The organism is Cellulomonas sp. B6, from assembly GCF_001462455.1.
In the GTDB taxonomy this organism is placed as follows: domain Bacteria; phylum Actinomycetota; class Actinomycetes; order Actinomycetales; family Cellulomonadaceae; genus Cellulomonas.
In genome coordinates this window covers 1-21,231 of the sequence record NZ_LNTD01000231.1, presented here as the reverse complement: position 1 = coordinate 21,231, position 21,231 = coordinate 1, and the positions used below count along the sequence as shown (strand labels likewise).

The window sequence follows — 21,231 nt, the reverse complement described above, 5'->3', positions numbered from 1 at the left end:
CGCGCCCCGGACGCGACACCCCCCGCCCCGGCACCGACGACCTGGTGGCCCGGGCGGCCGACGCGGTGGGCGACGCCGTGGAGCAGGTCGTCGACGCGATCAAGCCGCGGCTGCGCGGCTGGATCCACGCCGGCGTCGCCCCGATCGCGCTCGCGGCGTCGATCGTGCTCGTCGTGCTCTCCCCCACCGCCGCGGCCCGCTGGGCGAACGCGGTGTTCGGCCTGTCGGCCGTCATGCTGTTCGGGACCAGCGCGGTCTACCACCGCGGCACATGGTCGCCGCGCGTCGCGGGCGTGCTGCGCCGCCTCGACCACACCAACATCTTCCTCATCATCGCGGGCACCTACACGCCGCTCGCGGTGCTGCTGCTGCCGCCGTCGACCGCGCGCACGCTGCTGCTGGTGGTCTGGTCCGGCGCGCTCGTGGGCCTGCTCGCCCGCGTCTTCTGGCTCGGCGCGCCGCGCTGGGTGTACGTCCCGATCTACCTGGCGCTCGGCTGGGTGGCCGTCGGGTTCATGCCGCAGTTCTGGACGTCGGGCGGCCCGGCGATCGTGTGGTTCGTCGCGGTCGGCGGCCTCGCCTACACCGTCGGCGCGGTGGTCTACGGGCTCAAGCGCCCCAACCCCAGCCCGCGGTGGTTCGGGTTCCACGAGATCTTCCACGCGCTGACGGTCGTCGGGTACTCGTGCCACTTCGTGGCGGTCGCGCTCGCGACCGCCCACCTGTCCTGAGCCGCCCGGGCGCGGGCGCGGCGCGTCAGCCGCGCGGCACGACCGCGTAGCGACGGTGCGTCAACGCGGGGTTCGCCTCGCGCGCGGCCGCGATACCGGCGGCGTCCAGGTCGACCGTGCGCACCTGCGGCGTCTCGTCGAGCTCGAGCCCCACGACCCCGTCCGGCCCGACGACGAGCGAGCGCCCGACGACGCCCCTGCCCGCCTGCCCCACCGCGACGACGGCCGCCGTGCTCTCGATGGCCCGCGCGACCGCGAGCGTGCGCCAGTGCATCGCCTTGAGCTCGCCCGCGACCCACGCGGCCGGCACCACCAGCACGTCGGCGCCCGCGTCGACCAGCCGCCGCGCCGACTCCGGGAACCGCAGGTCGTAGCAGGTCAGGACGCCCAGCCGCAGGCCCGCGACGTCGAGCACCAGCGGCGGCGCGTCCGCCGGGCCGGGCGCCAGCCGGTCGGACTCGCGGTGCCCGAACGCGTCGTACAGGTGCACCTTGCGGTAGACGCCCGCGACGTCGCCGGCCGCGTCGACCGCGACCACGGCGTTCACGGCGCGCGGCTGCCCGTCACCCCCGGGCTCGCCGCCCGGCAGCGTCGTGCCCGCGAGCACCGCGAACCCGCCGCGGCGCGCCTCGTCGCGCAGCATCCCGACGAACGGCCCGTCGAGCGGCTCCGCGAGGTCGGGGCCGACGCCGTGCGGGTCGTACGCCGACGCGTACTCGGGCAGCACCGCGACGTCGGCCCGCACACGGCCCGCGGTGCGCAGCGCGTCGCGCGCCGCCACCAGGTTCGCCCCGCGGTCGCGCCCGACCTCGAGCTGCGCGACCGTGACGCGCACCGCCGGGCGCTGCGGCGGTGCCGGCCGCTCGCTCACCGGCGGCCGCCCGCCGCCTCGTCGTCGGTGGACGCCTCGTCGGTGGACGCCTCGTCGGTGGACGCGGCGCCCTCGGTGGGCGCGGCGTCGTCGGCGACGCCGGGCGCATCGGGCGCGGGGTCGTCCGGGAGCCCGCCGCCGGCCGCGGCGACCGTGGTCGTCGCGTCGGTCGCGGCGTCCGCCGCCACGTCGTCGCCGGTGCCGACCGTGGGAGCCCCCGTCGCCGCGCGCTCGCGCTCGCGCTGGCTCGCGCGTCGCATGCGCCGCGTGAAGGAGACCGCGAGCGCGATGATCGCCACCGCGAGCAGGAACGTCGCGACGAACCCGGCGAACCCCGGGGAGCCCTCCTGCGGGCTCTCGTACGTCGGGCCGGGCAGCCGCTCGGTCCACACGACGCCCGTGAGGAGGGCGGTCGCGGCCAGGCCCGTCACCGCGCGAGCTCCGTGCCGCGGATCCCCGCGAACAGGTCGTCCTCGGGCAGCGCCGTCGGCACGCGCGACTCCGCGAGCTCGTACTCCTCGGCGCGCCAGGTCGCGAGCTCGACCTCGCGCGGGACCGCGAAGAACCAGCCCTCGGGGTCGATCTGCGTCGCGTGGGCGCGCAGCGCGGCGTCGCGGTGCGCGAAGAAGTCGGCGCACTCGATGCGCGTCGTGACCTCGCGCTCGGGCACCTCGCGCGCCTGGCGCGAGTCGATCCAGTCGCTGAACGGCGACTCGCCGCCGGCCGCGACGACCGCGTCGTGCACGGCTCGCATGCGCGCGAGCGAGAAGCCGTGGTTGTAGTAGAGCTTCAACGGGGTCCACGGCTCGCCGCGGCCCCGGTAGCGCTCGGGGTCCCCCGCGGCGGCGAACGCCTCGACGCCGACGCGGTGGCACATGATGTGGTCCGGGTGCGGGTAGCCACCGGTCGGGTCGTACGTCGTGATGACGTGCGGCCGGAACTCGCGGACCAGCTCGACGAGCGGCGCCGACGCCTCCTCGAGCGGCACGAGCGAGAACGAGCCCTCGGGCACGGGCGGCAGCGGGTCGCCCTCGGGCAGGCCCGAGTCGACGAAGCCCAGCCAGTGCTGGCGCACCCCGAGCGCCGCGGCGGCCGCGGCCATCTCCGCGCGGCGCACCTCGCGCATGGCCTCCAGGCCCTGCGGCGCGGGGCCGTAGTGCGGGTTGAGCACGTCGCCGCGCTCGCCGCCGGTGCACGTCACGACGAGCACGTCGACGCCCTCCGCGGCGTAGCGTGCCGTGGTCGCGGCGCCCTTGCTGGACTCGTCGTCCGGGTGCGCGTGCACCGCCATCAGCCGTAGCCGGTCCGTGCTCACCTGAGGATCCTCCCGTGGCAGGTCGTGGGACGAGAGACAATGATCCCTCACGCGTCGCGCGAACTCCCCGCGACGTCACGGACGCAGGGTTCCGACAGGCGCCCCGACGCCACCCAGACATCGCCCTCGACACCGCTGCAGGAGGCCCCACCGTGGTCGCACCGGCCCCCCGCCCGCCCGCCGGGCGCTACGGACCGGAACCCACCGACGCGACGCGCCGCCTGCAGCGCCTCGGCCTCGCGGCGCTCGTCGTGGTCGCGATGCTCGTGATCGGGTGGGTCGGCAGCGGCGTGCTGCGCGACCCGGTGCAGTGGCAGACCGTCGGGTACCGCGTCGACGGGGCCACCTCGACCGAGGTCACGTTCGACGTGACGACCGACGTCGGCCGGTCCGCCACGTGCCGCGTGCAGGCGCTGTCCTCGTCGTACGCGCAGGTGGGGGTCCTGGACGTCCCCGTGCCGCCGGCCGACCACCGCACGCGCCGCGTCACCGTCACGGTCCCCACGGTCGAGCTGGCCGTCACCGGGGTGGTCGACGGGTGCTCGCTGGACGGGTGACCCGATCCCCCGTCCGGGTCAGCGCGACCGGGGCCGCTTGGTAGACTGTCGGTTTACGCCGCCCCCGGTCCGGCGTCACGCACAGGTCGACGCGACCGCGGCGGGACGGCAACACACCCTCCCTCCCGGCACCGCGCGTCCTCGTGACGTCCCGGCCCGTGGGGCCCCTACGCCGCCGACCAGGCGGCCACCGGAGTCAAGGAAGGAGCGATCGTGACGGACACGACTGCTGCCACGTGGCTGACGCAGGAGGCCTACGACCGCCTCAAGGAGGAGCTCACGCACCTCGAGTCGGTGGGTCGCAAGGAGATCGCGGACCGCATCGCCGCGGCCCGCGACGAGGGCGACCTCAAGGAGAACGGCGGCTACCACGCCGCGCGCGAGGAGCAGGCCAAGCAGGAGGCCCGCATCCGCGAGCTGCAGGCCAAGCTGCGCAACGTGCAGATCGGCACGCCGCCGGACGACGGCGTCGTGGAGCCCGGCATGGTCGTGACCGCGGTCGTCGCGGGCGACGAGATGACGTTCCTGCTCGGCTCGCGCGAGATCGCGGGCACGGCGGACATCGACGTCTTCTCCCCCACGTCGCCGCTGGGCGCCGCGATCCAGGGGCACAAGGTCGGCGACTCGACGTCCTACGAGGCACCGAACGGCCGCCAGATCCCGGTCGAGATCACCGCGGCGAGCCCGTTCGTCGGCTGACCGCACGACCCGTCACGCGGGGGACGCACCGGAGACCCGGTGGCGTCCCCCGCGTGCGTTCAGGCGTCGCCGATGCGATAGCCCGCGGCGCGCAGGCCGGCGAGCACGGCCGCGCAGTGCTCGGAGCCCTTGGTCTCGATCTGCAGGTCGATCGCGACGTCGCTGAACGCGAGGTCGCCACCCGTGCGCAGGTGCGACACGTGCATGACGTTGCCGCCCCGCGCCGCGACCTCGCGCAGCAGGTCCGCGAGCGCGCCGGGAGTGTCCTCGACGACGACGTGCAGGTGCAGGTAGCGCCCGGCGGACGCCAGGCCGTGCCGCACGACGCGCAGCAGCACGAGCGGGTCGATGTTGCCGCCCGACAGCACGCACACCACGGGGCGTCCGTCGTCGCCCACGACGCCGCGCGGGTCGGCCATGAGCGCCGCGACGGCCGCCGCACCGGACGGCTCGACGACGAGCTTGGCGCGCTCCGCGACGAGCAGCAGCGCGCGCGACAGGTCCTCCTCGGACACGGTCCGCACGGGCACCTGGTGGCTCGCCAGGACCTCGAACGGCACGTCGCCGGGCGTGCCGACGGCGATGCCGTCGGCCATCGTCCGCAGCTCGGTCGCCGGCACGGGGTGCCCCGCGGCCAGCGAGACCGGGTAGGCGGCCGCGCGGGCCGCCTGCACGCCGACCACGCGCACGTCGGGGCGCTCGTCGAGCGCGGCGGCGATGCCGGCGGCCAGACCGCCGCCGCCCACGGGCACGACGACCGTGCCGACGTCCGGCACCTGCTCGAGGATCTCGAGCGCGACCGTGCCCTGCCCGGCGTCGACGTCGGGGTGGTCGAACGGGTGGATGAGCACGGCGCCGGTGCGCTCGGCGTGCGCGTGGGCGTGCACGAGCGCCTCGTCGACCGACGTGCCCGCGAGCTCGACGCGCGCGCCGTAGCCGCGGGTCGCCGCGAGCTTGGGCAGCGCGGCGTCGACCGGCATGAAGATCACCGCGTCGATGCCCAGCAGCCTGGCCGCGAGCGCGACGCCCTGCGCGTGGTTGCCGGCGCTGGCCGCGACGACGCCGCGCGCCTTCTCCTCGGCCGTCAGCCGCGCCATGCGCGTGTAGGCGCCGCGGATCTTGAACGAGCCGGCCCGCTGCAGGTTCTCGCACTTGAGCCACACGTCCGTGCCGGTCAGCTCGGACAGCGCGCGGCTGCGCTGCACGGGCGTGCGCTCGGCGACGCCCTCGAGCAGCGTGGCCGCGGCGCGGACGTCGGCCGGGCCGATCACGGGCCGACCGGCGGGTCGCCCGCCGTGGTGCCGCGCGCGGGGCCGTGCTCGTGGCGGGCCGCGTCGGCCTCGGACTCGGCCTCGGCGGCGGCCGCGATCGCGCGGTCGACCACGGGGTGGCCCTTGGCGCGGATGGGCACGTGGTCGTGCGTGCCGAGCTGCGGGAACTTGTCGTGCCCGTGCAGGTACAGCACGACGGTGTTGACGACCGCCGCGATCGGCACCGCGAACAGCGCGCCGACGATCCCGGCGACCAGCGAGCCGGACGTGACGACGAGCAGCACCGCGACCGGGTGCAGCGACACCGCGTGCCCCATGAGGAAGGGCTGCAGCACGTGCCCCTCGAGCTGCTGCACGAGCAGCACGATGCCCAGCATGATCAGCGCCGACACCCAGCCCTGCGTGACGAGCGCGACGAGCACCGCGATGGCGCCCGTGACGATCGCGCCGACGAACGGGATGAACGAGCCGAAGAACACGAGCACGGCCAGCGGCATCGCGAGCGGCAGCTGCAGGATCGCCGCACCGGCGCCGATGCCGATCGCGTCGACGCCCGCGACGAGGATCTGCGTGCGCGTGTAGGCGCCGAGGGTGACCCAGCCGCGGCGGCCGGCCTGGTGGACGCGCTCGCGCGAGCCGCGGGGCAGCAGGCCGACGAGCCACGCCCAGATGCCTCGCCCGTCGATGAGGAAGAACAGCGTGCAGAACAGCGCGATGAGCGTGCCCGCGGCCACGTGCCCGACCGTGACGCCCACCGACAGCGCGCCCGAGGCGATCTGGTCGGCGCTCGACGCGGCGGCGTCCTGCAGCTGCGTGATCCACTGGTCGATGTCGGCCGTGCCGAGGTGCAGCGGGCCCTCCGACAACCAGTCGACGAGCTTGGTGACGCCGTCGCTGGCCTGGTCCCACAGCTCGGTGACTCCGTTGACGATGGACTGGCCGGCGAGCGTCAGCAGCCCCGCGACCAGCGCGATCAGCAGCACGACCGCGAGCCCCGACGCCGCGGCGCGCGGCAGCCGCAGCCACCGCTGCAGCGTGTGCACGAGCGGTGAGAGCAGGACCGTGAGCAGCAGCGCGATCGCCACCGGCACGACGATGACCTTGAGGACCGCCAGCCCCCAGACCCCCAGGGCCAGGGCGGCGAGCAGGTCCTCGACGTCCTCGATGCCCACGGACAGCCGCACGAGGTCGTCGGGGACCTCGAGCGCGGTGCCCGCGACGGAGCCGTGCGTCATGCGGCCGGGGTGCTCGATCAGCGACTCGACGCCCCCGAGGGACTCGGCGAGCGTGAACACGTGCGTCGCGGCGCACACGGCGACCGCCGAGTCGGCGGAGCCGGTGCGGAACGCGACCATGCCGCCGAACCCGCGCATCTGCCGGGCCGCGACCTCGTGACCGGGGTGCTCGGGCAGGCCGGGCCACAGGACCTCGGTGACGCCGGGGTGGTCGACGAGGAACCGCGCGACGGCCTCGGCGTTGGCGACGTGGCGGTCCATGCGCACCGCGAGGGTCTTGAGGCCGCGCAGCGTGAGCCACGCGTCGAACGGGCCCGCGACGGCGCCCGACGCGTTCTGCAGGAACCCGACCGCGTCGCGCAGCGACGTCGTGCCGGTGGGGCCCTCCATGCCCGCGGGCAGCTGCGCGCCGTCGGCGACGACGACCGCGCCGCCGACGACGTCGGAGTGCCCGCCGACGTACTTCGTGGTCGAGTGCACGACCGCGTCGGCACCCAGCGCGAGCGGCTGCTGCAGGTACGGCGTCGCGAACGTGTTGTCGACGACGAGCACGGCGCCGTGCGACTGCGCGTGCGTCGCGATCGCCGCGATGTCGGCGATCCCGAGCAGCGGGTTGGTGGGCGTCTCGACCCAGATCGCCTTGGTGCGGCCCGGTTGGATCGCGGCGAGCACCGCGTCGGGGTCGGACAGGTCGACGGGCGTGTGGTCGATCCCCCACGGGCCCAGCACGCGTGCGATCAGGCGGTACGTGCCGCCGTACGCGTCGTCGGGGACGACGACGTGGTCGCCGGGGCGCAGCACCGAGCGCAGCAGCGCGTCCTCCGCGGCGAGACCCGACGCGAACGCGAACGCCGCCGCACCGCCCTCGACGGCCGCGAGCGCCTCCTGCAGCGCGTCGCGCGTCGGGTTGGCCGAGCGGGAGTACTCGTAGCCGTCCCGCAGGCCGCCGACGCCGTCCTGCTTGTACGTCGAGACCTGGTGGATCGGCGTCACCACCGCCCCGGTGCGGGGGTCCGGGTCCTGACCTGCGTGGATGGCGCGGGTCGAGAAGCCGGCGGCGGACCAGTCGTGGGGCTGCGCGAGCGGGTCGTGGGTCACGCCCCCAGGCTAGGCCGTGGCACGCGGTGCGGCGCAGACCCACGCGCCGGCGGTGGCGCACGGCACGCGGAACACCGGCCACGGTGCGCCTGTTGCACGTCGTGGACCCGACGACAAGGAGACGGTCATGGCCTCGCTGTTCGAGACGCTGCTGGGCTCGTCGCTGCGCACCACGATGGTGGACGCGGAGCACGCCCTCAAGGGACGGGACGGGTACCCCTACGCGGTCCCGTCGACGCACGCGGTGCTGGGCACGCCGCTGCAGGGCCCCTGGCCCGACGGCACGCGCGTGCTGTACCTGGCCTCGGGGTGCTTCTGGGGCGCCGAGAAGGAGGCGTGGCAGCTGCCCGGCGTCGTCACCACGGCCGTCGGCTACATGGGCGGGTTCACGCCCTACCCGACGTACGAGGAGACGTGCACGGGCCGCACGGGCCACACCGAGACGGTGATGGTCGCGTACGACCCGACCGTGCTGTCCGACGTCGACCTGCTGCGGCACTTCTGGGAGGAGCACGACCCCACCCAGGGCTTCCGCCAGGGCAACGACGTGGGCACGCAGTACCGCTCCGCGGTGTTCTTCACGACGCCCGAGCAGGGCGCGGCCGCGCAGGAGACGCGCGACGCGTTCGCGCCGGTCCTCAAGGCCCGTGGCTACGGGGACGTGACGACGGAGATCCGCCCGGTCGAGGAGGCCGGCACGTTCTACTACGCCGAGGACTACCACCAGCAGTACCTCAGGAAGAACCCGGCGGGGTACTGCCCGGTGAACTCCACCGGGGTCGCCTGCCCGGTCCCCTCGGCCTGACCGAGCCGGATCGCCCTCTCACCACCGGGTGAGAGTGCGATCCACTCACGACACCCCCCGCGAGAGTGCGATCCACTCACCGCACCCCCACCGCGAAAGGGCGCCCCGGTCACCGCACCCCCACCGCGAGATCCGGTGGAGAGCGCCCGCCCCTCGGCCAGGCGGTGCTGGATCGCACTCTCACCACCCGGTGAGAGTGCGATCCAGTCACACACCCACGCAGTGAGAGTGCGATCCGGTCACACACCCGCCCGGTGAGAGTGCAATCCAGTCACACACCCACCCGGTGAGAGGGCGATCCGGTCACGGCCCTTCGCCGTGAGACGACGGGCGCGGGCCGTCACCCGCCGGGCGGGTGTCGGTGCCGCAGGTGAGGATGGGCGCATGCTGCTCGACGACGTCGCCGACGCGTCCGCCCGCGTGGCCGCGACGCGGTCGCGGCTCGCCAAGCGCGCCGTGCTGGTCGACGTGCTGCGGCGCGCGGCGGCCGACGGGCCGCACGACGTCGCGGTCGTGGCGCGCTACCTCGCGGGCGAGCTGCGGCAGCGGCGCACGGGCCTGGGCTGGCGGTCGCTGGCCGGGATGCCGGGGCCGGCGGACGCGCCGACGCTGACGGTCGCGGAGGTCGACGCCGCGTTCGCGACGATGGCGGAGATGTCCGGCCCCGGGTCCGCCACGGCCCGCACCGACGCCGCCCGCGCGCTGTTCGGCGCCGCGACCGGACGCGAGCAGCACCTGCTGCGGGGGCTCGTCAGCGGTGAGCTGCGCCAGGGCGCGCTGGACGCGCTGCTGCTCGACGCGGTCGCCGAGGCCGCGGGCGTCCCCGCCGACGTCGTGCGGCGCGCCGCGATGCTCGCGGGCGAGACCGAGGCGGTCGCCGTCGCCGCGCTGGCCGCACCCTCCCCCGAGGACGCCCGGACCGCCCTCGCGGGGTTCACGCTCACCGTGGGGCGGCCGGTGCGGCCGATGCTCGCGCAGTCCGCGCCCGACGTGCCGACGGCGTTGGCCCAGCTCCTCGAGCGGGCGGGGACCGCCGACGGTCCGGCGGCGCGGGTGGTCGTCGACACCAAGCTCGACGGCATCCGGGTCCAGGTGCACCGCGACGGGGACGACGTGCGCGTGTACACGCGCAGCCTGGACGACGTGACGGCGCGCGTGCCCGAGCTCGTCGCGGCCGTCCGCGCGCTGCCCGCGCGCACGCTCGTGCTGGACGGCGAGGCGCTCGCGCTCGACGCCGACGGCCGCCCACGCCCGTTCCAGGAGACGGCCTCGCGCAGCGCCACGCGCGACGCCGACCTCGCGGGCGCGACGACGCTCACGCCGTACTTCTTCGACGTGTTGCACGTCGACGGCCGCGACCTGCTCGACGCGCCGCTGCGCGAGCGGCTGGCCGTGCTGGACCGGGTCGCGGCGCCGCACGTCGTGCAGCGGGTGGTCACGAGCGACCCGGCCGTGGCGGCCGAGCACTTCCGGTCCGTCGTCGCCGCCGGGCAGGAGGGCGTGGTCGTCAAGGCGTCCGACGCCCCGTACGAGGCGGGGCGCCGCGGGGCCGCATGGGTCAAGGTCAAGCCGCGGCACACGCTCGACCTCGTGGTGCTGGCCGTCGAGCGGGGGTCGGGGCGGCGGTCCGGGCTGCTGTCGAACATCCACCTGGGCGCACGGGACCCCGCGACGGGCGGGTTCGTGATGCTGGGCAAGACGTTCAAGGGCATGACCGACGAGATCCTCGCGTGGCAGACCGCACGGTTCCGCGAGCTGGAGGTCGCGGACGACGGCTGGACGGTCACGCTGCGGCCCGAGCAGGTCGTCGAGGTCGCGTTCGACGGGCTGCAGCGCTCGACGCGCTACCCGGGCGGGTTCGCGCTGCGGTTCGCGCGGGTCCTGCGGTACCGCGAGGACAGGTCCGCCGCCGAGGCGGACACGATCGACACGGTGCGCGCGCTCGCCGCGCCGTGACCGACCACCGGAAGGTGATCGACCGCATGGCAAACGTTTGGCATGGTGGGTCCGTGGGGTCGACGGAGATCGCGGAGGAGCGCACGACGACGCGCGCGGGGCACCGCCACGCGTGGCGCGTGCTCGCCGCCGCGCTCGTGTGCGGCTCGGCCGTGCTCATGTTCGCGCTGCACGTGCGGCCGCTCGCGTACGTCCCGCTCGTCGTGGGCGTGCTGCTCGCGTGGGCGGTCGACCGCGTGCTGGGCCGCGACCTGCTCGTGGTCGCGACCGGCATGGTCATCGTGTCGACCATCCCGCTCGGCGCCGACCTGTCCGACCTCGGCATGGTCCGCTTCACGATCGCGCTGTCGCTGGCCGTCGTCATCCCGTATGTGCTGTCGCGGCACGTCAACGGCGACGACGTCATCCGGTTCCCGTGGCGCACGGGCCGGCGGTGGACGCGCACGCAGTGGGCGTACCTGCTGTTCGTCGTGGGCGCCGGGTACCTCGTGCTGCCGTTCTACTTCCTCGACTCGGGCGCCTACCAGAACTGGCCCACGGTCGTGGAGGGGCACGAGGTCGCGCGCCTGCTCGTCGGCGTCAACGCCGTCGGCACGTGGGACGAGCTGTTCTTCATCTGCATCGTCTTCGCGCTGCTGCGCCGGCACTTCGGCCTGTGGACCGCGAACGCGCTGCAGGCGCTCGTCTTCGTGTCGTTCCTGTGGGAGCTCGGCTACCGCGAGTGGGGCCCGCTCCTGACGATCCCGTTCGCCCTCATCCAGGGCTTCACGTTCAACCTCACCAAGTCCCTCACCTACGTGCTGGTCGTGCACCTGCTGTTCGACGCCGTCGTCTTCATGGTGCTCGTGCACGCCCACACCCCCGAGCTGTTCGACGTCTTCGTCACCGCACCCGCGCGCTGAACCGTCGCGCCGCACCACCCGAGAGGCAGGACCCCATGACCGACGCGCTCACCACCTGGGCCGGCAGCCACACGTTCCGCGGCGGACCGCTCGTGCACCCCACGAGCGTCACCGACGTCGCCGAGCTCGTCGCCGGCGCGCAGCACGTGCGCGCGATCGGCTCGCGGCACTCGTTCCACGACCTCGCCGACTCCCCCGGCACGCTCGTCGCGCTCGACCGGCTCGAGGTCCCGACCGTCGTCGACCCCGACGCCCGCACCGTGACCGTCGGCGCGGGCGTCCGGTACGGCGAGCTCGCGCGCGACCTGCACGCCGCGGGCTGGGCCCTGCACACGATGGCCTCGCTGCCGCACATCGCGGTCGCCGGCACGGTCGCGACGGCCACGCACGGCTCGGGCGACGCGTCGCCCAACCTGTCGGCGGTGGTCCGTGGCCTGGAGGTGGTGGGAGCGGGCGGCGAGGTGCGCGTCCTGGGCCCCGACGATCCCGAGCTCGCGGCGTCGGTCGTGGGCCTCGGCGCGCTGGGCGTCGTCACGCGCGTGACCCTCGCGATCCAGCCGACGTACGACGTCGCGCAGGAGGTGTGGCTCGACCTGCCGTGGGACGCCGCGCTCGGGCGGTTCGACGCGATCATGGGCTCGGCGTACTCCGTGAGCCTGTTCACCGACTGGACCGGCGACGCCGTCGGCCAGGTGTGGCGCAAGCACCGGGTCGACGCCGGGACCCTCGGGGACGACGCCGTGCTCGCGGGCGCGCGCCCCGCCGAGGGCCCCGTGCACCCCGTGCCCGGTCAGGACCCCGCGGCGTGCACGCAGCAGGGCGGTGTGCCCGGGCCGTGGCACGAGCGCCTGCCGCACTTCCGGCTCGAGTTCACGCCCAGCGCGGGTGCCGAGCTGCAGTCCGAGTGGCTCGTGCCCCGCGCGCATGCGGTCGCCGCGATCGAGGCGCTGCGCGGGCTGAGCGACCAGGTGTCGCCGCTGCTGATGATCAGCGAGATCCGCTCGATCGCGGGCGACGACCTGTGGCTGTCCACCGCCCACGGCGGCGACCGCGTGGGACTGCACTTCACGTGGCAGCCACGCCGCGCCGAGGTCGAGGCCGTGCTGCCCGTGATCGAGGCGGCGCTCGCGCCGTTCGACGCGCGCCCGCACTGGGGCAAGCTCTTCGCCGGTCCGGGCGCCGGGCGGACCTGGCAGGACCTCTACCCGCGGTGGGACGACGCGCGGGCCCTCCTGCGGCGTCGCGACCCCGAGGGCGTGTTCGCCAACGACTTCCTGCGCCGCGTCGGGCTGCGCTGAGGGCGCGCAGCCGTCCGCGGGTCGATCCTGTGCGGCGTTGCGGCCGCTCACCCGCCGCAACGCCGCACACGGCGCGCGCCTACCGAGAGCGACGAGCCGCGGCAGGCCACGGCGTGCGAGGCCGAGCGGCTCCGCACAGCGCGGACGCTGCACCGAGGACGCACGGACGGCCGGCACCCGCGGGTGCCGGCCGTCCGCGCTGCGTGCTGCGACGTCAGCTGACGCCGACGATGTCGACGACGAAGACGAGCGTGTCGCCGCCCTTGATGCCGGCCTGCGGCACGCCGCGGTCACCGTACGCGAGGTGCGACGGGATCGAGAGCAGCACGCGCGAGCCGACCTGCTGGCCGACGAGGCCCTCGTCCCAGCCCGCGATGACGGCGCCGACGCCGATCGGGAAGCTGATGGACGACCCGCGGTCGAACGAGTTGTCGAAGACACCGCCCTGCCACGACTGGCCGAGGTAGTGCACCTCGATGTCCTGACCCGCCTCGACGAGCGCGCCGTCGCCGCGGCTGAGCACCACGACCTCGAGCTCACCCGACGGCTGCGCGTCCGGGAACGTGAGCGTGGGCTTGGTGCCGGGAGCGCCCGAGACCTCGGGCAGCGCTGCGGCCATGTCGACTTCTCCTTCGGTGGGTGACAGTGCCCGCCCATCCTGCCCTGCGCACGGTGGGGGTGCGCGGCGCCGTTCACCCTCGGCGGATGGACACCGTCGGCTAATGGTATTAGCTTTGCGCCATGACACACCTCCTCACCGTGCCCGAGGGCACCGTCTCCTACGAGGTCCACGGCCCCGACGACGGCACGACCGTCGTCCTCGTGCCCGGCATGGGCGACCTGCGGTCCTCCTACCGCGACCTCGTCGACCCGCTCGTGACCGCCGGCCACCGCGTCGTCGTCACCGACGTGCGCGGCCACGGCGACGGCACGCACGCGTTCACCCGCCACGGCGTCGAGCCCACCGCGCAGGACGTGTCGGCCCTGCTCGACGCGCTGGGCGTCGACGCCGACCACCCCGCCGTGCTCGTCGGCTCGTCCTTCGCGGCCGGGTCGGTCGCAGGCGTCGCCGCCCTCGAGCCGGCGCGGGTCCGCGGCGTCGCGCTGCTCGCCTACGCCGCGAACGACGAGCCCGCGGGCCGCGCCGTCACGGCGCAGGTCCGCCTGCTGCTGGCCCGCCCGTGGGGCGCCGCGGCGTGGGCGTGGTTCTACGGCAGCCTGCTGAAGGGCCGCCGCGCCCCGTGGACCGACGCGCACCTCGCCGACCTGCGGCGCGCGCTCCGCACGCCCGGCGCGCTCGGGCAGCTGCGCACCCTCGCCCTCGCGCTGACGGCGGGTGGGCACCGCACGCTGCTCGACGAGGTGCGCGTGCCCGTCCTCGTCGTCTCCGGCGCGCTCGACCCCGAGACGAAGGACCCCGCGGCCACGCACGCCGCGACCCTCGCGGCCGTCCCGCACGGTGCCGTCACCGGGCTGCTCGTGCCCGAGGCGGGCCACTACCCGCAGCACCAGCGCCCCGACCTCGTCGCACCCGCGCTCGTCGACTTCCTCGCGGGACTGCCGCGCACGAGCGGCGCCGCCGCACCGGGTGGCGCCCCGGCGACGGGCGGCGACGCGTGAGCCCGCGCGCCGGGCTCGACCGGGCCGCCGTCACCGAGCACGCCCTCGCGGTCGTCGACGCGGGCGGCCCGCAGGCGTGGCAGGCGCTCTCGCTCGCCGCCGTCGCGGCGCGCGCGGGCGTCGCGGTGCCCAGCCTCTACAAGCACGTCGAGGGGCTGCCGGGCCTGCGGCGCGAGGTCGCGCTGCGCGCGGTGACCGAGCTCGACGACGTCGTCGCGACGGCCGCCGCCACCGCGGACGGCCCCGACGCGCGCCTGCGGACCGTCGCGCACGCCATCCGCGACTGGGCGCGCCGGCGCCCCGCCCGCTACCAGGCCGTGCAGGGCGGCTGGCTGTCGCACGCGGACGCGGGCGAGGTGCACGCCACGAGCCTGCGCGCGGTCGACCGCCTCGCGGCGCTCGTCGCCGACCTGGGCGTCCCGCCCGAGCGGCGCGTCGACGCCGTGCGGGCCGTGCGCGCGGGCGTGCACGGGTTCGTCGTGCTCGAGCTCGAGGGCGGCTTCGGCATGTCCGAGGACGTCGGGACGAGCTTCGCGTACCTCGTCGACGGGCTGGTCGCGGGGCTGCGCCGCGCGGCGGACGGCACCTGAGCCCGCCCGCCGCGCGCGGCCGTCAGCGGGCCAGCACGTCCCGCAGCCAGCGCAGCTGCGCGTCGACCTGGAAGCCCTGCCCGCCCTCGTGCTCGTTGAACTCGTAGACCTCGATGGACTGCGCGGGGCGCTCGGGCGCGAGCGTGCCGTAGTGGTTGTACGCCGCGAACACGGTCGACGGCGGGCAGATCGGGTCGCGCAGCGCGACCGAGAACAGCGTCGGCGCGGTCGCGCGGCGACCCAGGTGCACGCCGTCGAGGTAGGACAGCGTGCGCATCGCGGCGTCCTTGTGGTCGCGGTGCACCGCGAGGTACGTGACGACCTCGTGGTACGGGTCGGTGTCGACCAGCGCGATCGCGCGCGGCACGTGGCACAGGAACGGCACGTCGGGCATGACGCCCGCGAGGCCCTCCGTGAGCCCGGCGACCGCGAGCGTGATGCCGCCGCCCTGCGACCCGCCCGTGACGACCACGCGCTCGGGGTCGACGCCCGGCAGCGACCGCACGGCCTCGACCGCGCGCACGCCGTCGGTGAAGACGCGCCGGTAGTAGTGGTCCGCCGGGTCGAGGATCCCGCGCGTCATGAACCCGGGCACCTGCGGGCCCGCGCCCACGGGGTCGGGGGTGTCGCCGCCGCTCCCCCAGCGCGACCCCTGGCCGCGCGTGTCCATGAGCAGGTGCACGTAGCCCGCCGCGGCCCACGCGAGCCGCTCGTGCGGGCGCCCGCGACCGCCGCCGTAGCCGATGAACTCGACGACCGCGGGCAGCGACGACCCGTCCGTGGCCGAGCCCGCGGGGCGCGTCACCCACGCCTTGACGGGGTGGCCGCCGAACCCGGCGAACGTCACGTCCTCGACGTCGACCAGCGCGAGCCCCGCGTCGTACGGCTCGCGACGCACGTCCAGGTCGAACGCGCGCGTCTCCGCGAGCGTCGTCGCCCAGAACTCGTCGAGGTCGGCGGGCTCGTCGAGCTCGGGCAGGTAGCGCTCGAGCTCGGGCAGGGGCAGGTCGTACAGCGCCATCGCGGGTGCACCTCCGGGCAGTGGCCCGGGAAGGGGGCACCCGGGACCGGCGCAGCGATGCTAGCGCGGTCGCAAGCGCTTCCCGGACGCCGCACCGCGGAACGCCACGGACGGTGCGGCACCCGGGCGACGCACCGTCCGTGCAGGTCGGCGGGGTTCCCGCCGGTCTCCGCGTCAGCGCGCGAGGAACCCCAGCAGGTCGTGGCGCGTGAGCACGCCCACGGGCCGGCCGTCGTCGACGACCATGAGCGCGTCGGCCTTCTCGAGCGCCGCGCGCGCGGCGTCGACCGGCTCACCCGAGCCGATGAGCGGCAGCGGCGCGGACATGTGCGCGTCGACGCGGTCCGCGAGCGACGCGGCGCCCGAGAACACCGCGTCGAGCAGCTCGCGCTCGCTCACGGCGCCCGCGACCTCACCGATCATCACGGGCGGCTCGGCGCCGACCACGGGCATCTGCGAGACGCCGTACTCGCGCAGGATCTCGATCGCGTCGCGCACGGTCTCGGTCGGGTGCGTGTGGACCAGCGCGGGCAGGTCGCCGCCCTTGGTGCGCAGCACGTCCGCGACCGTCGCGCCCTCGCCGCCCGCGAGGAAGCCGTACGAGCGCATCCACGAGTCGTTGAAGATCTTCGACATGTAGCCGCGGCCGCTGTCGGGGAGGATCACGACGTACACCGCGCGCGCCGCGGCCTGCGGGTCGCGCTCCTGCAGGGCCCGCGCGTGCCGCAGCGTCGCCTCGACGGCCATGCCGCACGAGCCGCCGACCAGCAGCCCCTCCTCGCGCGCCAGGCGCCGCGTCATCGCGAACGAGTCGGCGTCCGACACCGCGATGATCTCGTCCGGCACCGACGGGTCGTACGCGGTCGGCCAGAAGTCCTCGCCCACGCCCTCGACGAGGTAGGGCCGCCCGTCGCCGCCCGAGTACACCGAGCCCGCGGGGTCGGCGCCGACCACGACGACGCGGCCGCCGTCGGCCTGCGCGCGGTCCGCCGACGCGTCGTGCAGGTAGCGACCGGTGCCCGTGATGGTGCCGCCCGTGCCGACGCCCGCGACGAGGTGCGTGATCCGCCCCTCGGTGTCGGCCCAGATCTCGGGGCCGGTGCTCGCGTAGTGGCTCGCCGGCCCGTTCGGGTTGGCGTACTGGTTCGGCTTCCACGCGCCCGGCGTCTGCGCAGCGATGCGGTCCGACACCGAGTAGTACGAGTCGGGGTGGTCGGGCGGCACGGCCGTGGGCGTCACGACGACCTCGGCGCCGTACGCGCGCAGCACGTCGCGCTTGTCCTGGCTGACCTTGTCGGGGCAGACGAACACGCAGCGGTACCCCTTGCGCTGCGCGACGAGCGCGAGCCCGACGCCGGTGTTGCCCGACGTCGGCTCGACGATCGTGCCGCCCGGCTGCAGCTCGCCCGAGGCCTCGGCGGCCTCGATCATGCGCAGCGCGATGCGGTCCTTCACCGACCCGCCGGGGTTCATGTACTCGACCTTCGCCAGGATGGTGGCGGTCAGGCCGGTGGTCACGGACGAGAGCCGCACGAGCGGGGTGCCGCCGACGAGCTCGGAGATGTGCTGGGCGTACTTCACGCGCCCGATCCTCTCATCGACCCGGGAGCGGCAGGGGTGCGCCGACCAGCTCTTCGATCTCCGTGAGGTCGACGCCCTGGCCCCAGTCCTCGTAGAACGTCGTCGACGTGCCCGAGGTCGTCTGGCCGTCGCCGCCGACCGCGTCGCCCGTGACGTCGATCCGCGCGGTCGGGCCGGGAACCTCGGTCCACACCACGAGGTCGGTCGTCGTCGCGGGGATCGCGGGGACCGGCTGGAACGGCGCGTCCGCGCGGATCGGCCACAGCGACGTCGTCGTGCCGTCGGCGAGCTCGACCTCGGTGCGCTCGCCGACCGTGAACCCGGGCGCGACGGCGATCATGGCGTACGTCATCTGCGGCTCGCTGGTCGAGCGGTACCCGTCGACGCCGTAGGCGGCGAGCATCTGGTCCGACGTGCCCTCCGGGTCGGCCTGCACCCACGCGCCGTCGGTGAACATCCACCCCGTGTCGGGCGTCACGGCCACCGACGGCTCGCCGTCGCTCGTCCCGAGGGCGTAGAGCCCGCCGTCGACGAGCGCCCAGCGCTGGTCGGCCACGTGATCGGCCAGCCGGATCTCGAACCGCCCGCTGCCTGCGGCGCGGAGGAAGTCGGTGAGGCACGCCGCGAGGTCGGCGCTCGCGATGCGCGCCCCCGTCTCGAGCGTGATGGCGGCGCACGACGCGGGCAGGACCGGGCCGGCGGGCGGCTCGGCGGACGCCGCAGGCGTGCCACCGGGGACCCCACCGGCGGCGGGCGCGGACGTGCTGGGGGACGCGGCCGGGGTGCCGCCCGCGCACGCGGCGAGCAGCAGCGGGACGGCGAGCAGGGAGAGCACGGGGAGCGTGCGGGACGGACGCATGCGGAAGGTTCCTCCGTGCGGGTGACCTGGCGGGGACGTGACGATCCGTCGGTTAATCTCGCCGAGCGCGGTAGGCGCGTCAAGGAACGGGTGGGCGGGTCCACCGCCGACGAGGAGCGAACGTGACCGAGGCAGTGCCGTTCACCGACAACGTGCGGGACCTGTCCAACGCCGACGGGTACCAGTTCGAGTTCCGCTGCGAGCGCTGCGGCAACGGGTACCGCTCGGCGTTCCAGCGTGACCTGCGCGAGACGGGTCAGAACCTGGCGCGCGGCCTGGGCAACCTGCTGGGCGGCCGGTTCTCGCAGCTCAGCAGCGCGGCCGACAGCCTGCTCGACCGCGGCACCAACTCGGTGGCCAAGGACCGCGCGATGCGGCAGGCCGTCGGGCAGATCGCGGACCGGTTCCACCAGTGCCGCGGCTGCGGCGACTGGGTGTGCGGCGACGTGTGCTGGAACGACGAGATCGGGCAGTGCGTGCGCTGCTCGCCCGTGCTGGCCGAGCAGCTCGCGCAGCTGCAGGCCGAGGCGCGTCGCGCGCAGATCACCGAGCGGCTCGCGACGACCGACCTCACGGCCGGCATGGACCTGCGGACGCAGTCGATCGCACGCTGCCCGTCGTGCGGCGCGCAGTCGGGCGGCGGGAGGTTCTGCCAGGAGTGCGGCGGATCGCTCGCGGCCGAGCGCACGTGCACGTCGTGCTCCGCGACCAACCCGGTGACGGCGAAGTTCTGCAGCGAGTGCGGGACGCCCTCGGGCCCCTGACGCGCCCGGACAGGCACACGCGGACGTGCCCACGACGTCACGACGCCCCGCCGACCCGAAGGTCGGCGGGGCGTCGTCGTACCCGTGCTGTCGGCGGGTCAGTCGCCGCGAAGGATCGCCAGCAGGCGCAGCAGCTCGAGGTAGAGCCAGACCAGCGTGACGATGAGGCCGAACGCGGCCGCCCACGCCATCTTGGCCGGGGCCCCCTGATCGACGCCGCGCTTGATCGCGTCGAAGTCCATGATCAGGCTCGCGGCCGCGAGGCCGACGGCGAGCAGCCCGATGCCGACGCCGAGCCAGCCCGAGCGCAGCGGGCCGTAGTCGCCGCCACCCACGCCGAAGAGCATGAGGCCGAGGTTGACCAGCGAGTACACGAGGTACCCGACGATGCCGATGAGCACCGCGCGCCGGAACTTGGGCGTGACACGCACCTTGCCCGAGCGGAACAGGAACAGCGACACCGCGAACACCGACAGCGTCGCGAGCACCGCCTGCCCGACGATCCCGTCGTACCGGGTCTCGTAGAAGGCGCTGATGCCGCCCAGGAACATGCCCTGCGCGACCGTGTACAGCGTGATGAGCACCGGGCTCGGGTTCTTCTTGAACGCGTTGACGAGCCCGAGCACGAGGCCCGCGAGCGCGCCGACGATCCACAGGCCGGGTGCGAGGGTCCACGTCGCGGCGCCGACCACGACGAGCAGCGCGAGCAGCCCGCCCGTCTTGACGATGACGTCGTCGTACGTGAGGCGGCCCGTGTCACGCGGGGTCGCGGTGGGCGCGTCGTACATCTGCTCGAGCGTGACGGCGTCGGCGGCCTGCGCGCCGGGCGTGCCCCACGCGGGTGCCTGCTGGACGCCGCCCTGCTGGCGCCCGCGCTGCTGGCGCGGGTCCCCGAAGACGGGACTGTTGCTGAAGACGGGGTTGGTCATGCGGCTCTCCTGGTCGTGGCCGGCCGGGGAAGTTCTGTCGACGTGGATCTCAACGTAGCCGCCGCCCCGGACGTTCCCCACCGGGCGCAGGAGCGAGGCTGCGACCTCCGGCCTCGTTCTCGCGGATGAGGCCCGCGCCGTGAGATCGGTCGCCGGAGGGTGCCGCGCGGCCACCGGTGGGGCATAGCGTCGTCGCCGTGACCACACACCGAACCCAGGGGACGTGATGATCGAGGCGCACGGACTGACCAAGCGGTACGGCAGCAAGACCGCGGTCGACGACATCAGCTTCACGGTGAGGCCCGGCCGCGTGACCGGCTTCCTCGGGCCCAACGGCGCGGGCAAGTCGACGACCATGCGCATGATCGTCGGCCTCGACAAGCCGACGGCCGGCACCGTGACGGTGCAGGGCAAGCCCTTCGCACGCTCCGCGGCGCCGCTGACCGAGGTCGGCGCGCTGCTCGAGGCCAAGGCCGTGCACCCGGGCCGCTCGGCGCGCCAGCACCTGCGCGCGCTCGGCGCCACCCACGGCATCGGCACGAAGCGCGTCGACGAGGTCATCGAGCTCGCGGGCCTGTCCGCCGTGGCCAAGAAGCGCGTCAAGGGCTTCTCGCTCGGCATGGGTCAGCGCCTCGGCATCGCCGCCGCGCTGCTCGGCGACCCGCACACCCTCATCCTCGACGAGCCCGTCAACGGCCTCGACCCCGAGGGCGTCGCGTGGGTGCGAGGCCTGGCCAAGCACCTGGCGTCCGAGGGCCGCACGATCTTCCTGTCCTCGCACCTCATGAGCGAGGTCGCGGTCACCGCCGACGACCTGCTCGTCATCGGCCGCGGCAAGATCGTCGCGGCCGGCCCCGTGAGCGAGATCGTGTCGCGGGCCACGACGACGACCGTGCGCGTGCGCAGCCCGCACGCGTCCGAGCTCGCGGCCGCGCTGTCCGGCCCGCAGGCCACGGTCGACGCGATCGAGCCCGGCCTCATCGAGGTGCGCGGCCCGTCCGCCGCCGAGATCGGCGAGCTCGCGGCCGCGTCGCGCTACGTGCTGCACGAGCTGACGCCCGTCAGCGGCTCGCTCGAGCAGGCCTACATGGCGCTCACGTCCGACGCGGTCGAGTACCGCTCGGGCGTG

General features: G+C 75.0%; 21 protein-coding genes. 11 read left to right on the top strand and 10 right to left on the bottom strand.

Annotated elements, in window-relative coordinates:
* Positions 1-731: hemolysin III family protein (locus tag ATM99_RS17110; RefSeq protein ID WP_062104027.1), on the top strand; the 731-nt coding region annotated here is incomplete at its 5' end.
* Between the two features lie 25 nt (positions 732-756).
* Here the strand turns inward: ATM99_RS17110 and ATM99_RS17105 are convergent.
* Genes ATM99_RS17105 through mca form a run of 3 tightly spaced genes read right to left on the bottom strand, consistent with a single transcriptional unit; the run spans position 757 to position 2,917 of the window.
* Positions 757-1,602, bottom strand: a complete 846-nt coding sequence (locus tag ATM99_RS17105) for a nitrilase-related carbon-nitrogen hydrolase (RefSeq protein ID WP_062104023.1) — start codon at positions 1,600-1,602, stop codon at positions 757-759.
* Entirely contained in the window at positions 1,599-2,033 is a 435-nt protein-coding gene (locus ATM99_RS17100) for a hypothetical protein (protein WP_062104022.1), read from the bottom strand. The genes ATM99_RS17105 and ATM99_RS17100 overlap by 4 nt, the downstream gene beginning before the upstream one ends.
* Positions 2,030-2,917 carry a mycothiol conjugate amidase Mca gene (gene mca, locus ATM99_RS17095; protein ID WP_062104021.1) on the bottom strand — a complete coding sequence of 296 codons (888 nt, stop codon included), beginning with the start codon at positions 2,915-2,917 and terminating at the stop codon, positions 2,030-2,032. Before mca ends, ATM99_RS17100 begins: the two co-directional genes overlap by 4 nt.
* A 152-nt stretch (positions 2,918-3,069) precedes the next feature.
* Here mca and ATM99_RS17090 point away from each other — a divergent pair, with 152 nt between their 5' ends.
* Positions 3,070-3,474 carry a DUF4307 domain-containing protein gene (locus tag ATM99_RS17090; protein WP_062104020.1) on the top strand — a complete coding sequence of 135 codons (405 nt, stop codon included), beginning with the start codon at positions 3,070-3,072 and terminating at the stop codon, positions 3,472-3,474.
* Between the two features lie 213 nt (positions 3,475-3,687).
* Positions 3,688-4,173, top strand: a complete 486-nt coding sequence (gene greA / locus ATM99_RS17085; protein WP_062104019.1) for a transcription elongation factor GreA — start codon at positions 3,688-3,690, stop codon at positions 4,171-4,173.
* Between the two features lie 59 nt (positions 4,174-4,232).
* On the opposite strand, the gene ilvA is transcribed toward greA, so the two are convergent.
* Entirely contained in the window at positions 4,233-5,444 is a 1,212-nt protein-coding gene (gene ilvA / locus ATM99_RS17080) for a threonine ammonia-lyase (protein WP_062104018.1), read from the bottom strand.
* A complete protein-coding gene (locus tag ATM99_RS19780; protein WP_062104017.1) occupies positions 5,441-7,777 on the bottom strand; it encodes a cystathionine gamma-synthase in 2,337 nt (778 codons plus the stop codon). Before ATM99_RS19780 ends, ilvA begins: the two co-directional genes overlap by 4 nt.
* Positions 7,778-7,904: 127 nt before the next feature.
* Here ATM99_RS19780 and msrA point away from each other — a divergent pair, with 127 nt between their 5' ends.
* The 4 genes from msrA (at position 7,905) to ATM99_RS17055 (ending at position 12,738) form a co-directional block, all read left to right on the top strand.
* On the top strand, positions 7,905-8,582 hold the full coding sequence (msrA, locus tag ATM99_RS17070; RefSeq protein ID WP_062104026.1) for a peptide-methionine (S)-S-oxide reductase MsrA: 678 nt from the start codon (positions 7,905-7,907) through the stop codon (positions 8,580-8,582).
* 384 nt (positions 8,583-8,966) lie between these two features.
* Positions 8,967-10,538 carry an ATP-dependent DNA ligase gene (locus ATM99_RS17065; RefSeq protein WP_062104016.1) on the top strand — a complete coding sequence of 524 codons (1,572 nt, stop codon included), beginning with the start codon at positions 8,967-8,969 and terminating at the stop codon, positions 10,536-10,538.
* A 26-nt stretch (positions 10,539-10,564) separates the two neighbouring features.
* Positions 10,565-11,440: a CPBP family intramembrane glutamic endopeptidase gene (locus tag ATM99_RS17060; protein ID WP_062104025.1), complete on the top strand. Its 876-nt coding sequence runs from the start codon at positions 10,565-10,567 to the stop codon at positions 11,438-11,440.
* A 35-nt stretch (positions 11,441-11,475) separates the two neighbouring features.
* Positions 11,476-12,738: an FAD-binding protein gene (locus ATM99_RS17055; protein ID WP_062104015.1), complete on the top strand. Its 1,263-nt coding sequence runs from the start codon at positions 11,476-11,478 to the stop codon at positions 12,736-12,738.
* A 214-nt stretch (positions 12,739-12,952) separates the two neighbouring features.
* Here the strand turns inward: ATM99_RS17055 and ATM99_RS17050 are convergent, their stop codons facing one another.
* Entirely contained in the window at positions 12,953-13,357 is a 405-nt protein-coding gene (locus ATM99_RS17050; protein WP_046530277.1) for an FKBP-type peptidyl-prolyl cis-trans isomerase, read from the bottom strand.
* A gap of 122 nt (positions 13,358-13,479) precedes the next feature.
* Between ATM99_RS17050 and ATM99_RS17045 the strand changes: the two genes are divergently transcribed.
* Both ATM99_RS17045 and ATM99_RS17040 read left to right on the top strand, forming a co-directional pair.
* Positions 13,480-14,358, top strand: coding sequence for an alpha/beta fold hydrolase (locus ATM99_RS17045; RefSeq protein WP_062104014.1), 879 nt, complete (start codon positions 13,480-13,482; stop codon positions 14,356-14,358).
* On the top strand, positions 14,355-14,948 hold the full coding sequence (locus ATM99_RS17040; protein WP_062104013.1) for a TetR-like C-terminal domain-containing protein: 594 nt from the start codon (positions 14,355-14,357) through the stop codon (positions 14,946-14,948). The genes ATM99_RS17045 and ATM99_RS17040 overlap by 4 nt, the downstream gene beginning before the upstream one ends.
* A gap of 22 nt (positions 14,949-14,970) precedes the next feature.
* Here ATM99_RS17040 and ATM99_RS17035 read toward each other — a convergent pair whose 3' ends face one another.
* From ATM99_RS17035 to ATM99_RS17025, 3 genes are all read right to left on the bottom strand, one after another.
* Positions 14,971-15,969 carry an acetylxylan esterase gene (locus ATM99_RS17035; protein ID WP_062104012.1) on the bottom strand — a complete coding sequence of 333 codons (999 nt, stop codon included), beginning with the start codon at positions 15,967-15,969 and terminating at the stop codon, positions 14,971-14,973.
* Between the two features lie 174 nt (positions 15,970-16,143).
* Positions 16,144-17,550, bottom strand: coding sequence for a cystathionine beta-synthase (locus ATM99_RS17030; RefSeq protein ID WP_062104011.1), 1,407 nt, complete (start codon positions 17,548-17,550; stop codon positions 16,144-16,146).
* A 13-nt stretch (positions 17,551-17,563) separates the two neighbouring features.
* Complete coding sequence (locus ATM99_RS17025; RefSeq protein WP_062104010.1) at positions 17,564-18,409, bottom strand: hypothetical protein; 846 nt, start codon at positions 18,407-18,409, stop codon at positions 17,564-17,566.
* A 122-nt stretch (positions 18,410-18,531) separates the two neighbouring features.
* On the opposite strand from ATM99_RS17025, the gene ATM99_RS17020 reads away from it, so the two are divergent.
* Positions 18,532-19,173: a zinc ribbon domain-containing protein gene (locus tag ATM99_RS17020; protein ID WP_223305234.1), complete on the top strand. Its 642-nt coding sequence runs from the start codon at positions 18,532-18,534 to the stop codon at positions 19,171-19,173.
* Between the two features lie 98 nt (positions 19,174-19,271).
* On the opposite strand, the gene ATM99_RS17015 is transcribed toward ATM99_RS17020, so the two are convergent.
* Positions 19,272-20,102 carry a Bax inhibitor-1/YccA family protein gene (locus ATM99_RS17015; RefSeq protein WP_062104009.1) on the bottom strand — a complete coding sequence of 277 codons (831 nt, stop codon included), beginning with the start codon at positions 20,100-20,102 and terminating at the stop codon, positions 19,272-19,274.
* Between the two features lie 226 nt (positions 20,103-20,328).
* Here ATM99_RS17015 and ATM99_RS17010 point away from each other — a divergent pair.
* On the top strand, positions 20,329-21,231 hold a 903-nt coding region (locus ATM99_RS17010), incomplete at its 3' end, for an ABC transporter ATP-binding protein (RefSeq protein ID WP_062104008.1).